The sequence below is a fragment of the Rudanella lutea DSM 19387 genome, from assembly GCF_000383955.1.
Classification (GTDB): domain Bacteria; phylum Bacteroidota; class Bacteroidia; order Cytophagales; family Spirosomataceae; genus Rudanella; species Rudanella lutea.
This window is the reverse complement of sequence record NZ_KB913013.1, coordinates 1,457,691-1,470,720: the sequence shown is the minus strand read 5'-3', so window position 1 is coordinate 1,470,720 and position 13,030 is coordinate 1,457,691. Positions and strand designations below refer to the sequence as shown.

General features: G+C 53.7%; 12 protein-coding genes. 7 read left to right on the top strand and 5 right to left on the bottom strand.

Features of this window, described 5'->3' with window-relative positions; all coding sequences use genetic code 11:
• Positions 1–14: 14 nt before the first annotated feature.
• Both RUDLU_RS0106215 and RUDLU_RS27020 read right to left on the bottom strand, forming a co-directional pair.
• The gene (locus RUDLU_RS0106215; protein WP_027302817.1) at positions 15–3,203 is read right to left on the bottom strand and encodes a SusC/RagA family TonB-linked outer membrane protein; all 3,189 of its coding nucleotides are present in this window, start codon (positions 3,201–3,203) and stop codon (positions 15–17) included.
• Between the two features lie 229 nt (positions 3,204–3,432).
• Entirely contained in the window at positions 3,433–3,819 is a 387-nt protein-coding gene (locus tag RUDLU_RS27020) for a hypothetical protein (protein ID WP_019987490.1), read from the bottom strand.
• 286 nt (positions 3,820–4,105) lie between these two features.
• Between RUDLU_RS27020 and RUDLU_RS0106205 the strand changes: the two genes are divergently transcribed.
• From RUDLU_RS0106205 to hemN, 3 genes are all read left to right on the top strand, one after another.
• Positions 4,106–4,525, top strand: a complete 420-nt coding sequence (locus RUDLU_RS0106205; protein WP_044129366.1) for a hypothetical protein — start codon at positions 4,106–4,108, stop codon at positions 4,523–4,525.
• Between the two features lie 79 nt (positions 4,526–4,604).
• Positions 4,605–5,012 (top strand): group III truncated hemoglobin, encoded by a 408-nt coding sequence (locus RUDLU_RS0106200; protein ID WP_019987488.1) that lies wholly within the window; start codon positions 4,605–4,607, stop codon positions 5,010–5,012.
• Positions 5,013–5,163: 151 nt separating this feature from the next.
• Complete coding sequence (gene hemN / locus RUDLU_RS0106195) at positions 5,164–6,540, top strand: oxygen-independent coproporphyrinogen III oxidase (RefSeq protein WP_019987487.1); 1,377 nt, start codon at positions 5,164–5,166, stop codon at positions 6,538–6,540.
• A 14-nt stretch (positions 6,541–6,554) separates the two neighbouring features.
• Here the strand turns inward: hemN and RUDLU_RS29190 are convergent, their stop codons facing one another.
• Complete coding sequence (locus RUDLU_RS29190) at positions 6,555–6,929, bottom strand: sugar 3,4-ketoisomerase (protein ID WP_044129365.1); 375 nt, start codon at positions 6,927–6,929, stop codon at positions 6,555–6,557.
• Between the two features lie 389 nt (positions 6,930–7,318).
• Here RUDLU_RS29190 and RUDLU_RS0106185 point away from each other — a divergent pair, with 389 nt between their 5' ends.
• The gene (locus tag RUDLU_RS0106185; RefSeq protein ID WP_019987485.1) at positions 7,319–8,515 is read left to right on the top strand and encodes a cysteine desulfurase family protein; all 1,197 of its coding nucleotides are present in this window, start codon (positions 7,319–7,321) and stop codon (positions 8,513–8,515) included.
• An 82-nt stretch (positions 8,516–8,597) separates the two neighbouring features.
• On the opposite strand, the gene RUDLU_RS0106180 is transcribed toward RUDLU_RS0106185, so the two are convergent.
• On the bottom strand, positions 8,598–9,197 hold the full coding sequence (locus RUDLU_RS0106180) for an NADPH-dependent FMN reductase (protein WP_027302816.1): 600 nt from the start codon (positions 9,195–9,197) through the stop codon (positions 8,598–8,600).
• Between the two features lie 154 nt (positions 9,198–9,351).
• On the opposite strand from RUDLU_RS0106180, the gene RUDLU_RS0106175 reads away from it, so the two are divergent.
• A complete protein-coding gene (locus RUDLU_RS0106175) occupies positions 9,352–9,654 on the top strand; it encodes a hypothetical protein (RefSeq protein WP_019987483.1) in 303 nt (100 codons plus the stop codon).
• Positions 9,655–9,739: 85 nt separating this feature from the next.
• Here the strand turns inward: RUDLU_RS0106175 and RUDLU_RS0106170 are convergent, their stop codons facing one another.
• Positions 9,740–10,867: a trans-sulfuration enzyme family protein gene (locus RUDLU_RS0106170; protein WP_019987482.1), complete on the bottom strand. Its 1,128-nt coding sequence runs from the start codon at positions 10,865–10,867 to the stop codon at positions 9,740–9,742.
• Between the two features lie 269 nt (positions 10,868–11,136).
• Between RUDLU_RS0106170 and RUDLU_RS0106165 the strand changes: the two genes are divergently transcribed.
• Entirely contained in the window at positions 11,137–11,976 is an 840-nt protein-coding gene (locus RUDLU_RS0106165; RefSeq protein WP_027302815.1) for a crotonase/enoyl-CoA hydratase family protein, read from the top strand.
• Positions 11,977–12,022: 46 nt separating this feature from the next.
• A complete protein-coding gene (locus RUDLU_RS27010; protein WP_019987480.1) occupies positions 12,023–13,015 on the top strand; it encodes a S41 family peptidase in 993 nt (330 codons plus the stop codon).
• Positions 13,016–13,030: the final 15 nt, after the last annotated feature.

The window sequence follows — 13,030 nt, the reverse complement described above, 5'->3', positions numbered from 1 at the left end:
GGAGAGGTCAGTGTTTAGAAGTTCAGGTTTACGCCGAGGGTGTAGGTGCGCGGAACGGGGTAGTTGGAGAGGTCAACACCGGGGCTCAGGTTGCCACCATCGCCCTGCCCATCGCCCTGAGCACTGGTCTCGGGGTTTGGCCCGCCCCGGTATTTCGTAAACACATACGCCTGTTGTACAGAGGCATACACCCGTGCCGACTTGAAGAATTTCCGAACGGCCCCGATGTCGTAACCAAGCGTGATGTTGCGGATGGTGAAGTACGAGGCATCGGCCACGAAATGGCTGCTCGGCCAGTCGCGCTCAATCCCGGTGAAGTTACCCCCGCCGTTGGTCACGCCAAACATACCCGCACCGGGCGTAATCACGCGGCCGTCGGGGCCTACCCGGAACCGGTCTTTCACGCCTTCAACCATGTTGAAAACACCGTCGAGGTTGGCCGTGCTATACAGGTGGCGTACCCACAACTGATTGCCGTACGAACCCGACCCAACAATGGACAGATCCCAGTTACCGTAGTTCAGGTTATTGGTGATACCGTAGATAAATTTGGGGAATGGGTTGCCAATAATGGCCCGGTCGTCGCGGTCGCCACCAAACGTAATCACACCATCGCCGTTTACATCCTTGAGCTTAATGGTTCCTACTGCCGAGCGGCCCGGAATTGTGGGCAAGTTTTTCACCTCGTCGGCATTCATATAAAAGCCCTGCTTCACTAAGCCGTAGAACTGCCCAAATGGCTGCCCTACCTGTGTGATGTGGAACGAGCCGTACACGCGGTCGATGCCCGGTGCCAGTGCCACTACTTTGTTGCGGTTAAAGGAGATGTTGGCATTCGTGCTCCAGCGTAACTTGCCAGTGGTGTTGCGGCTGTTTACGGCAAACTCATGGCCCCAGAACTTAATCTCACCGATGTTGTCGTTGAAGTTACTGAAACCGGCCTCCTGCGGAATCTGCACGGCATAAAGCAGGTTGGTAGTCCGCTTATTAAAGTAGTCGTACGTGAACTGAATCCGGTCGTTGAGTAGACCCAAGTCCAGCCCTACATCGAGCTGATTGGTAGTCTCCCAGCCCAGATTGGGGTTGGCCAGCGAGGTTACCACGGCACCCGTGGCTACGGTGCTGCCAAATACCGCGTTCACGGTATTGTTGACCAGTGCGTACTGCGTGTAGTTACCAATGTTGTTGTTACCAATGACGCCGTAGCTGGCCCGCAGTTTGGCAAACGAAATGGTAGGCAGCTTCTGCATGAACTCCTCGTCAGATACAACCCAGCCTGCCGACACCGACGGGAAGGTACCCCAGCGGTTGTTGGCTCCGAACCGGCTCGATCCATCAGTACGAATGGCGGCTGTAAACAGGTATTTGCCTTTGTAGTTGTAGGTCAGTCGAGAGAGGTACGAGGTCAGTGCCCACTCGTTTACCCCGTTTTGCGTACCACCCCGGTTAATGTTGAGGGCTGCCTGGATAGTCGGGAGCCGGTCGTCGGCATAGGTGTCGGCCTGAATCCGCGAGAATTCCTGCCGGAAATGCTGGTTTGTGAAACCGGCCAGAATCTCAAAATTGTGGTTGCCAAACGAGCGTACGTACGTGGCCAGATTTTCGTTCAGCCACGATATATCCTCGCGGGCCTGCCGGATCGACACGGCCAGCGTGGGTATAGGTACGTTGATGGCGCTCGTAGCGGTCGACGGGTTGAAGAAGAAGAACTTCGAGTTCAGGTATTCAACGTTGATGGTCGACTTGAGTGTCAGGCCTTTTATGGGCTGATACTGAATGTAGGCGTTGGAGAGCAGGTTGGTGTTACGCGTCTCGTTGGTCAGTTCTTCGGCGGCACGCACCCAGTTGGGGTAGTTAAAAATGTTGCCGGTGCTGCCGGGGAAGTTGTTGAACAGGGTCAGGTTACCATTCTGATCGCGGATAGGCATCACCGGCCAGGTATGCAGGGCGTTGAAGAGGATACCCGTACCCCGGTCGCCATCGGTGCGGGGGGTGTTGTCGAATACATACGAAGGCGCTACGTTGAAACCAACTCCTACCTTGTCGGAGATGTTGTAGTTGGAGTTCAGGCGCAGCGAAAACCGCTTGTACTCGTTGTTGAGCACCACACCCTGCTGGTTGAAATAGCCGGCCACAACCGAGGTGTTCGACTTGTCGCGGTTCGAGTTGATGCTCAGATTGTAGCTCTGTACCGGAGCCGTGCGGAGTACCGCACCGTACCAGTCGTTGTTTTTGTTGGCCCAATCGGCTGGATTGGCAAACTCTGCGGGTACAGCCTGGCCCTGGTCCTGATAGTATTCTTTCTTGAACTGGGCAAACTGCTGGGCATCGAGCATCTTGACGCGGCCGCGCTCAGGCACCTGCTGGATACCGGCAAACGTGTTGAAGCTTACGTTGGTTTGGCCGCTTTTGCCCCGCTTGGTCGTAATCAGGACCACACCGTTGGCTGCCCGCGATCCGTAGAGTGAGGTCGACGCGGCATCTTTCAACACCGAGATGTCCTCAATCTCATCAGGGTTGAGCTGGGCAATGTTCCCCGTAATCGGGAATCCATCGACTACATACAGCGGGTCGCTACCGGCCGATACCGAAAGCTGCCCCCTGATTCGGATGTTGATACCCGCGCCCGGCCGCCCGGTGGTTTGGTTGATCTGTACACCGGCCAGTCGACCTTGCAGTTTTTGCCCGATCTGCGACACGGGCAGGTCTTTGATCTCGGCTGCGCTGAGCGTTTGTACAGCTCCGGTTACCTCTTTCTTCAGCTGGCTACCGTAACCCACTACCACCACTTCATTGAGGGTTTCGTCGGTTGGTACCAATTTCACGGTGAGGTTAGTCTGACTACCAACTGTCACCTCCTGACGGGCATAACCCACGAAACTGAAAACCAACGTGGCATTTGCATTGGGTACAGAGAGCCGGAAGCTACCGTTGCCGTCGGTGTTGGTACCCTGGGTAGAGCCTTTTACCACGACACTCACGCCGGGTAAACCATTGCCTTGCTCATCGGTCACCTTGCCCGAAACCACCACATCGGCTACCTGTAGGCGGGGGCTTTTGTCGGGTTTTGTGGTGCGGAAGGCCAGAACTGGACCGCTTGCAGAAGAACTCTGCTTGGATCGGGAGACGGGGGCCTCCTGAGCAAAACTGCTGATGCATCCGGCCGTCAGGCAGAATGCAAGCATACGATAACGCTGTTTCATAAATTGCAGGGTAAGAATTTGGTATCGGATAAAGTTGGCCCGGTTAAAGACAACTCCTTACCCAAATATTACTATCACGGCTCCGCTCACTTTCCCCTACCTACCTAACCGACTTTCATCTACTTACCTATCGCTACATGGCATTGCTCTGGCTATCAGCTTGCTACTGATACGAAAAAAGCCACTCCGTCGGGCAGGGTGGCTTTTAAGATCAATTTAATCCTACTTGTTATTGAATGGCGATCGTTCGGGTGGTGTGTGGAGTGCCAATCTCAATTTGCCGGATCAACCGGCCGTCGTTACCGTTAAATTCCAGCGTATAGGTGCCGTTGGGCAGCTCGCTAAGGTCCAATTGCCAGGCGGCTTTCAGGGACTTCTTACGGGTCGATGTGTTGTACAAAACACGCCGATCTTCGTCGAGCAACCGAAGCGATACAATGCCCGGTTCGTTTTTTTGGAGCGAGACCCGAACAAGGCTCCGACGGTTAACATAAGCGCTGGCGTCAAACGACAATGATTGGTTGGTTTTGATGGGCTCAGTAGCCGGGGCAGGTGTGTGGCTGATGGCGGCTCCGAGCAGCTGGGTTATCGTGGCGAGTTGAAGGAAGGTGAACATGGTTGTGTGTTGTTAAAAAAGTTGTTTACTGTTCATCTCTCTTTTTACAATTGGTATGCCAATCTGGATAATTCGCTGACTATCAGGGATAAGTTCGCTGGGGAGCGGCTTTGGGACGTACGCAAACGGACAGCGGATTGTTCGATAACGAACAGTGTGTGCGGATGAGGGCACCGAGCGGACAGCAAATACCTGACGAAGATCAGCTTACGGACTGACGTTGGTCAGGTACGTGCCAACAAGGAGGATGCAATTTGCGTGTTACAAACTCTATTTTCTGCTACGTATGACTACCAACCGACTGATGACCTTTTCTGATAGTACCCATCCTGTGCTGACCTGCCGCAGCCAGCATCAGCAGTGGGCCAGCTCGTTGCACCAGAGCGAGGAGGAAATTGACCAGCTGTTGTCGTTGCTGACTGATCTGCCCGCCCAGATTAGTTTTCTCGATTTGCAGCAACAAACGGTACAGTATGCCGCGGCTCTGAGTCGGCTTAAGAATCACATTCACCAGTTGCAGGTCGACGTGGTGTGTGCCGGGGCGGGGTGCAGTGCGCAAACAACAGATGCCAAATGCCCCGATGTCCGGTTTACCCCGCAGCCTGCCGAGGTGCCTTTGTTTCCGAGCCTTTCGGCCGAGGTGAACCGTATGAAAGAGCGGTGCCAGGCATTTCTCGGAAAACTGGTTGGCCTGAACCTGATATAGGGTTATAAACGTTTATTTTCTGTACAACGGCGTCTGTTCCGATAAGTGACCGGGCGTCAGTTGGTTCATCTCTTACACAATGCTTTCTTCACCGTTACGCGATATCGCCACCGAAGCCGACGTTACCTATTTCTTGGAGCGATTTTATGAGCGCGTTCGGAAGAACCCCGATCTGGGGCATATTTTCGACGGGGTGGCTCAGGTCAACTGGCCTGAGCACATGCCCCGGATTACCGCTTTCTGGACAAGCATTCTGCTTGGTACCGACAATTATCGGGGCAACCCCATGCGGCCCCATTTTGAGCTGGCGCTTAAAACACCGTTTACCCCGGCCCACTTCGATCAGTGGCTGGCTCTTTTTGGTCAAACTATGCACGAGTGTTTTGCCGGCGAATGTGCCGATCAGGCCATGATTCGGGCGCAGTCGATTGCGCTGGTCATGCAGAGCCGACTCTACAGCATGGGGCTGTTAAAGACAGAGGATTGATCCGAAAAACTGAATAGTTTTTAGTTCATTGTTCATTGTTCATTGTTCATTGTTCATTGTTCATTGTTATTCCTTCCCTGACCAAAGTCAGCAACGCGACTAACCCAACTCAGCGGCTCTGTAGCCAAATAGGGGCAGTTTTGCGTTTACTATGACACCCGTCTCTCTCATTCAGAAATACAACGTAGCTGGTCCTCGGTACACGAGTTATCCGGCCGTGCCCCACTGGAATACCGACGCTTTCACCCGCGACGCCTTTGCTCAACGGCTGCTCACGGCCTTTACCGAAACCAACGCGTCGGCTGGCATTAGTTTGTATATTCACCTGCCGTACTGCGAAAGCCTGTGCACGTTTTGCGGGTGTCATAAGCGCATCACCAAAAACCACGGCGTAGAGCAACCGTACATCAACGCCGTGTTGGCCGAGTGGAATCTGTATTGCAATTTGCTCGAGCAAACAGGCCAACGGCCCCGCATTGCCGAACTGCACCTGGGAGGGGGCACGCCAAGCTTTTTTGCTCCTTCTGAACTGAACCGCCTGATGGAAGGCCTGTTTCGTCGGGCCGACTCTACCCAATCGCCCGACTACGGCTGGGAGGGGCACCCCAACAACACCACTGCGGAGCACCTGCAAACATTGTATGACTGGGGTTTTCGGCGCGTCAGCTTTGGAGTACAGGACTACGACCCGGTAGTGCAACAGGCTATTCACCGGCATCAGCCCTTTGCGCACGTAGAACAGGTCACGCGTTGGGCCCGCACCATTGGCTACACGTCAATTAGTCATGATCTGGTGTTTGGCCTGCCGTTTCAGCAAATCAGCTCGATAGAGAACACCATCCGCCAAACCCTCTCGTTACAGCCCGACCGGCTTTCGTTTTACTCGTATGCGCATGTGCCCTGGGTAAAAGGAACCGGGCAGCGTGGGTTCCGCGACGAAGACCTGCCCTCGGCCGATCAGAAGCGTAAGCTCTACGAAACAGGCCGCGATTTGCTGGGGGCCGCGGGCTACTCTGAAATTGGTATCGACCATTTTGCCCGGCCGCACGATGGCCTGTTTCGGGCCATGGATAATGGCACCCTGCACCGCAACTTTATGGGCTACACCACGCAGCAAACCCGGGTGTTGCTAGGATTGGGAGCTTCGGCTATCAGCGACGTAGGCATGGCGTTTGGGCAGAACGAAAAAAACGTAGATGCGTACCTGGGCCTGATGGCTGCGGGTGAGCTACCGGTGGTGAAAGGGCATGTACTGTCGCGGCAGGATGGGCGCGTGCGGGGGCATATTCTGAACCTGATGTGTCGGTTTCAAACAAGCTGGATGGCCGATGAGTGGGCTCCGGATGAGTGGGAAGCGATGCGGCCCCGGCTGCAAGAAATGGCCGAGGATGGGCTCATTGAGTTTACCGAAACGTCGGTTCGGATTTGTGAGGAGGGACGCCCGTTTATTCGGAATGTATGTATGGTATTGGACCGGTATCTGCCAACAACACCTACGTCGGTCCGGGTTTTTTCATCGACCGTGTAAACACGGTTGGCTTACTAGGGGTTAGGCTGCGCCAAAACCGGCTCCCGGTAGGGGGCTTCAATGTAATCTTCTTCCAGATACGGGTAATCGCACGTTACAACCAGAATGGCATCGGGGGTAAAGTCGTACATCAGTCGCCAGTCATCGGGCGAGAGGAGCAGGTATTTGGTTGAATCGTCGAGGGTAAAATACTGATCATGGCTCGGCGTCTGGACGTACACCCGGACCGAGCCGCGCACACAATTCATCAGCATCATACTGTGCCGATGCCGATGTTGCCCACGTTGTTTATCCGGTTGAGAGCCATAAATAAAAAAGCAGCGTTTAGGGGGAGCGTTCAGTAAGGAAATAGGTTCTTCATCAGTCAAAGAGTGTATTAACTGGGCCATAAAGTGGGACACACATCCTGCTGTCGGTTTGTGTGCAGCAGGTGGAGATTAATTATAAAAAAGTACGTCGCAAGTTTTACGATAAGTCAAGCGATGGCAAGATATTACTCTTTTCGTCATCCTACAACCCCAAACACGGTAGCTCGATGACTTGCGTACCAACCGGGCACGCAGGTTGAGGGGTAACTATTGCCGTTTTGGCTGTCCAAGCCGCTGATTAACAGGGAGAGCCGGGGCGGTGTGGCCTCTGGTTTAGTGTACGTATTTAAATTTGTAACTGGTTATTACTCTAACCAAACGGTAAATAAATCAGTTCGTCAATACTTCCCTTTTGCGAACAGGATAGCTACCACTCCCGTTTACGGCAGAAAAGCCGTATTTTTGTCGGCATGATCCCGTCAACAAGCGATTCTGTTTACTTAGATAATGCCGCCACCACCCGGCTCGATCCTGAAGTGCTGGAGGCTATGTTACCTCTGATGACCGAGCAATTCGGGAATCCATCGTCTATCCATAGTCATGGTCGTAAGGTGCGTTCGGCTATCGAAAAGGCCCGCAAAACGGTAGCCTCGTTGCTCAATACCTCCCCGGCGGAGATTTTCTTCACCTCAGGCGGTACCGAGGCCGACAATACGGCTATCATGGGTAGCCTCGAAACGTACGGGATCACCCACGCCATCACCTCGCCTTTAGAACATCACGCGGTGCTACACACCCTCGAGCACGCAGCTAAGGAGGGCCTGATTACTCTTGATCTGGTACAAGTAGGCCCCGACGGCACGCTGGACCTGAACCACCTCGAAGTGTTGTTGAGTAAGGGGCGTGCCGAGTTTCCGAATGGCTCGCTGGTATCGCTCATGCACGGCAATAACGAAATTGCCAATCTGCTGCCGCTTGAGCAGGTGGGGGCTATGTGCCGGGAATATGGCGCTGTATTTCACTCGGATACGGTACAGACCATGGGCCATTATCGGCACGATCTGCAAACGTTACCCGTTGATTTTATCGTGGGGGCGGCTCATAAATTCCACGGACCTAAGGGGGTAGGATTTTTGTACGCCAACGGCGAAACCCGGGCCAACCGGGGGCCTATTCATCCCTTCATTCACGGGGGGGCTCAGGAACGGAATCAGCGGGGCGGTACCGAAAACGTGTATGGCATTATCGGGTTGGCGAAGGCACTTGAAATTGCCTACCGCGACATGGACGCCCATCGGCAGCATATTCAGGGGCTGAAAAAGCGAATGATTGAACGGCTGCGCGAGCGTTTCGACGATGTGCGGTTCAACGGGGCTTCGGCCGATTGTGAGAATAGCCTGTACACCGTGCTCAACGTGAGCCTGCCGCAGTCCGACATGAGCGATATGCTTTTGTTCAACCTGGATATTGCCAAAATATCGGCTTCGGGGGGCTCGGCCTGTTCGAGTGGTTCCAACATCGGATCGCACGTATTGGCAGCTCTGCCCGGCCTTGACCCCAATCGGGGTTATGTTCGGTTTTCGTTTGGCAAATACAACACCACCGAAGAGATCGATTATGCAGTGGATACCCTGGTGGGGCTCTACAACAAAGAGCTTTCCCTATAAGGTATTCGACTCTTGTAAAAGGCCTATAAAAAGCCCCGGAACGCCAATTCCGGGGCTTTTCTTGTATTGGGCGTGGACTTGACTACTTAGCCTCTACCAGGTTGGCAGCAGCCCAGCGTTGTGCCACGCTTACCGAATAGTCGACAAAGGCACGGGTCGTTTTTTCGTAGACCTCATGGCCTTTGAAATGGCCCCCCTCGTCGAGGTTGAGGGCTGTCTCGTGCGACTCATAAATCTTGGGTGATACCACCGAAAAGCTGTTGGTGAAGCTAATAATCTTGTTCAGTACCATACCGGCGTTGAGAGCCGGCTGACGACCACCCCGCCCCGACGAAACCCCCGCTACGGCAAACACTTTATTGTTGAACAAATGCTTGAAAGCCGGGCCTCCCAACTGGTGAATAGCATTGTCGAACTGGGGGGTAGTTGTCCAGTTGTACTCAGGAATGGCGAAAAAAACCAGATCGGCTGCTTCCCAGGCAGTAATCAGCTCGTGCTGAAAAGAAGTTAGCCCATTGGGTTGTAACGAACCGGTGCCGACAAATGGAATGTCGTACTGGGCAAAATCAACAAGACGAATATCGTCGTGACCTGATTCGGTCAGGATATTTTTCAGGTACTGCGCGAACCGCAGAGAGTTGCTGCCCTCACGCGGAGAACTGGCAACAATGGCTATTGTCATAGAGTACATTACGAAGCGATACAGCCCTAAAACGGTCTGTAGCATCATTTGGTTTCTGATTTTATTTGCGGAGTTTGTGCAATCGAATACCCGTGCGCATCTATTTGGACACAGTCTTTCCGGGCCGTCGTATTGCTAACTTACTCCCTGTACAATGCAAACACGCTACGTTCAAATTGGCTTTTGCCTGTTAGTAGGCTTTTCGGTCGGGGCTCAGGTACCTAATGATCGGGTAAGTCGGCGCGACTCGGTATCCGCCCAGTCCCGCATACCCACCCGAAAGCCGCAAAATGAGTTTTATCGGCGTCCGGGCGATCCGGCCAATATTGCCCGGGCCACGCTCGACAATATGCCTGTACGCGGGTACGACAAGTCGGCCGTGCCGATGCCCACTCATGACGGAGACCCGTATCTTTCGGAGGAACTGATAGTGCCCCGTCGGAAGAAAAAAGAATAAACCTTACAAACGGAGGCACTTAAGTGAATAAACAATGAGCCATGCATAATGAGCCATTATGCATGGCTCATACGCAACCGGCTTCTTATATCTTTTTGAGGGCCTGATCCAGATCGGCAATCAAATCCTCTACATGTTCGAGCCCTACCGACACGCGCAGCAGGTTATCGGGTGCGTTGGTATGAATACCCTCCACTGTAGCCCGGTGCTCAATCAGGCTCTCCGTACCACCCAGGCTGGTGGCCCGGATAAACAGCTTTACATGGCTACAAACGCGCAGGGCCTCGGCCGTACCGCCTTTTACACCGAAGGAGAGCATAGCGCCGGGTCCGTTCATTTGCTGCTTCACCAGGGCCCGCTGCGGATGACTGTCGAGGCCCGGATAGTACACCTTTTCTACGGAGGGATGCCCGTCCAGGAATTCGGCCAACGCCTGTGCTGAGGCTTGTTGGGCCCGCACACGCACGCCGAGGGTTTTGATTCCCCGCAGCAGTAGCCAGCAATCAAACGGCGACGGAACAGCCCCGCCTAACTGTTGGATCTGACGCACCCGCAGGGCCAGTTCGTGGTTGGGGTCTTTAAAAACGAGCGCACCTCCCAGCACATCCGAATGCCCGCCGAGGTACTTGGTTGTTGAGTGCATCACCACATCGCAGTTGAGATCGAGGGGGCGCTGAAGCACCGGCGTGGCCCAGGTGTTGTCGCATACCACAATAGCCCCGGCTTCATGCGCCATCTGCGAAATCAACAGCAGATCGGTCATAGTCAGCAGGGGGTTCGAGGGGGTTTCGGTCCAGATCACCCGCGTATTTTCGTGAATAGCGGCCTGCACAGCGTCCAGATCGCTCATTTCAACGCGGGTGTAGGTGAGGCCCCAGGGGTGAAACACCTGTTCGAGCAGCAGCGGGGTACTGAAATAGGCCTGGCGGGGTACAATGACGTGGTCGCCGGGGCGTAATGCCTGAAAGAGTGTCATAGTAGCCGCCTGCCCCGACCCAAAGGCCATGCCCACGGCTCCGCCTTCGAGCTGCGCCAAGGCTTTCTCAAACGCATCGCGGTTGGGGTTGCTGGCCCGCGAGTACATATGCCCCCCTACGGGTTCGTACGTCTCGGCATTGCGCTCAAACTTGGTCGATAAATGAATGGGCGGAATAATAGCCCCAGTGGGGTCCGACTGATGGGCGGCCTGAATGGCGAGCGTATCGAAATGCATAGGATTAATGCGGGTTGTCTGGTTAGTAAACCCGCAGCCGGACCCGGTAGTTTCCGGGTTGCAGTTTTCCACGTATGCGGAGTGTACCGGCATTGGCGGGCTCCGTAAGCGACACGGTATGCCCTACCTGAATTTCGACAAGGTCACAGGCAAGAGGAATTTGGCCCTGGCTCCCCCAGCTTAAATCAAATTTTTATCTGAAATATACAACCGCAAGCCCTTCTGATTAGCTTTACGGAAGTTTGTATGCACGCATACTATCTACTGCTATGAACACAACCTATCAATCTCTTTCGCTCAGCTTGTCGGATGGCGTGATGACCATTACGCTGCTCGGTCCGGGAAAAGGCAACGCTATGGGCCCCGAATTTTGGGATGAACTGCCCAAAGCCATGGATGAAATTACGGCCATGTCGGGGGTCCGCTGCCTGGTTTTTCGGGGTTCCGGTGAGCACTTTAGCTATGGCCTCGATGTCGCGCGTATGCTACCACGCATTGGTGCAATGGCGAGTGGAAATCCGCTGGCAGCCGAACGCCGTCGGCTGATGGCTCAAATTCGGTTTATGCAGTCGGGTTTTGTCAAAATGCACCAGTCGCCTATTCCGGTGATTGCGGCTATTCATGGCTGGTGTATTGGCGGTGGGGTCAATATGATTGCTGCAGCCGACATTCGCCTGTGTTCGGCCGATGCTAAATTCAGCCTTCGTGAGGCCCGGTTGGCTATTACGCCCGACATTGGTGGCTTACAATTCCTACCGCACATTATCGGGCAAGGCTACACCCGCGAACTGGCCCTGACCGCCCGAGATTTCGACGCCCCGTTTGCCGAGAAAATTGGCCTTGTCAACCACGTGTACGATGACCCCGGCGCCCTTTTCAACGCGGCTGATCAGATGGCGCGTCAGATTGCCGACCTGCCTGCTTCGGCGGTTCAGGGTGCTAAAGAAGTGCTAAACTACGGCATTGGCAAAGACCTGGAAGCGGGTATGCAGTACGTAGCGGTCTGGAATTCAAGCCAAATGCAGTCGGCAGACTTTAGCGAAGCCATGCAGGCAACGGTCGAAAAGCGAAAAGCAGCGTTCAACAAAAAATCGGAACGGGGATATTAAATGAGCGAACGAGCGAATAACTGGCCTGTTTAAGAACCATTGGCTTATGAGCTTAACCGCATACCGGCGGTTGTTTTCGACCGCTTTTCTGTCTCTATTATTGGTAGCCTTCTGTTCGACCTGCGCAACGAAAGAGATTGTGCCAGAGCCAGCTGAACCAGTTAAAGCGTTCTTTGCAGAGCTGATTCAGATTGTAGAACAAAACTCAATAAACCGCCGGACTATAGACTGGGCCGATTACAAAGCGAAGGTCTGGGCTAAGGTGGGAAATGCTAAAACGGTGCCTGAGACAGAGCCCGCTATGGTATTAGCTATGGCTTTGCTGAAGGACAATCATAGCTCAATTATCGTCGACAATAAGCGAGGACTTTATGGGGGGGTAGGCTGTGGTAGCTTGCCAGCAGCTACCCCTTTTACCTTTGCAGAGCCCAACATTGGTTACGTTAAGGTTGACGGCTTCAGTGGATCAAGTCAGGAAGGCATCAGTTTTGCGCAAGCTATTCAAAATGAAATTGCCCGGCAGGATGATAAAAACCTGAAAGGATGGATTGTTGACTTACGACGTAATACAGGCGGTAACATGTATCCTATGATTGCCGGTTTAGGGCCACTCCTGGGTGAGGGAGTTTGCGGTGGTTTTTTTGATATTGACGACAAGCTAACCGGTAGTTTTTCATACCGGCAAGGAGGAGCTCTGTTGAATCAGACGGTACTTGCTCAGGTTGAGCGGCCCTATCAGCTTTCCAAGAGCAATCCAAAGGTAGCCGTGCTGATTAGTGGTGCTACGGCAAGTTCAGGAGAAGCGGCAGCGATCGCTTTTTCGGGTCGACCTAACACCCGTTTTTTGGGGTCTGCAACGTGTGGAATCTCTACCGGAAATCAGATGTATACTTTGCCTTTTTACGGCTATACACTCAACTTATTTACCGTCCGAATTGGCGACCGAACAGGGAAGGTATACGGCAAAGAGCTTATACCGGATGAGCTGGTGTCGACGGAACAGACAATCGCTCGGGCTGTGAAGTGGCTCAATGAGTGACATCAATAACAAACT

What these genes read in the sequence shown, in the direction of transcription:
- RUDLU_RS0106215 (WP_027302817.1), bottom strand. Translation starts at nt 3,203, where the DNA reads ATGAAACAGCGTTATCGTATGCTTGCATTCTGCCTGACGGCCGGATGC.
- RUDLU_RS27020 (WP_019987490.1), bottom strand. Translation starts at nt 3,819, where the DNA reads ATGTTCACCTTCCTTCAACTCGCCACGATAACCCAGCTGCTCGGAGCC.
- RUDLU_RS0106205 (WP_044129366.1), top strand. Translation starts at nt 4,106, where the DNA reads ATGACTACCAACCGACTGATGACCTTTTCTGATAGTACCCATCCTGTG.
- RUDLU_RS0106200 (WP_019987488.1), top strand. Translation starts at nt 4,605, where the DNA reads ATGCTTTCTTCACCGTTACGCGATATCGCCACCGAAGCCGACGTTACC.
- hemN (WP_019987487.1), top strand. Translation starts at nt 5,164, where the DNA reads ATGACACCCGTCTCTCTCATTCAGAAATACAACGTAGCTGGTCCTCGG.
- RUDLU_RS29190 (WP_044129365.1), bottom strand. Translation starts at nt 6,929, where the DNA reads ATGGCCCAGTTAATACACTCTTTGACTGATGAAGAACCTATTTCCTTA.
- RUDLU_RS0106185 (WP_019987485.1), top strand. Translation starts at nt 7,319, where the DNA reads ATGATCCCGTCAACAAGCGATTCTGTTTACTTAGATAATGCCGCCACC.
- RUDLU_RS0106180 (WP_027302816.1), bottom strand. Translation starts at nt 9,197, where the DNA reads ATGACAATAGCCATTGTTGCCAGTTCTCCGCGTGAGGGCAGCAACTCT.
- RUDLU_RS0106175 (WP_019987483.1), top strand. Translation starts at nt 9,352, where the DNA reads ATGCAAACACGCTACGTTCAAATTGGCTTTTGCCTGTTAGTAGGCTTT.
- RUDLU_RS0106170 (WP_019987482.1), bottom strand. Translation starts at nt 10,867, where the DNA reads ATGCATTTCGATACGCTCGCCATTCAGGCCGCCCATCAGTCGGACCCC.
- RUDLU_RS0106165 (WP_027302815.1), top strand. Translation starts at nt 11,137, where the DNA reads ATGAACACAACCTATCAATCTCTTTCGCTCAGCTTGTCGGATGGCGTG.
- RUDLU_RS27010 (WP_019987480.1), top strand. Translation starts at nt 12,023, where the DNA reads ATGAGCTTAACCGCATACCGGCGGTTGTTTTCGACCGCTTTTCTGTCT.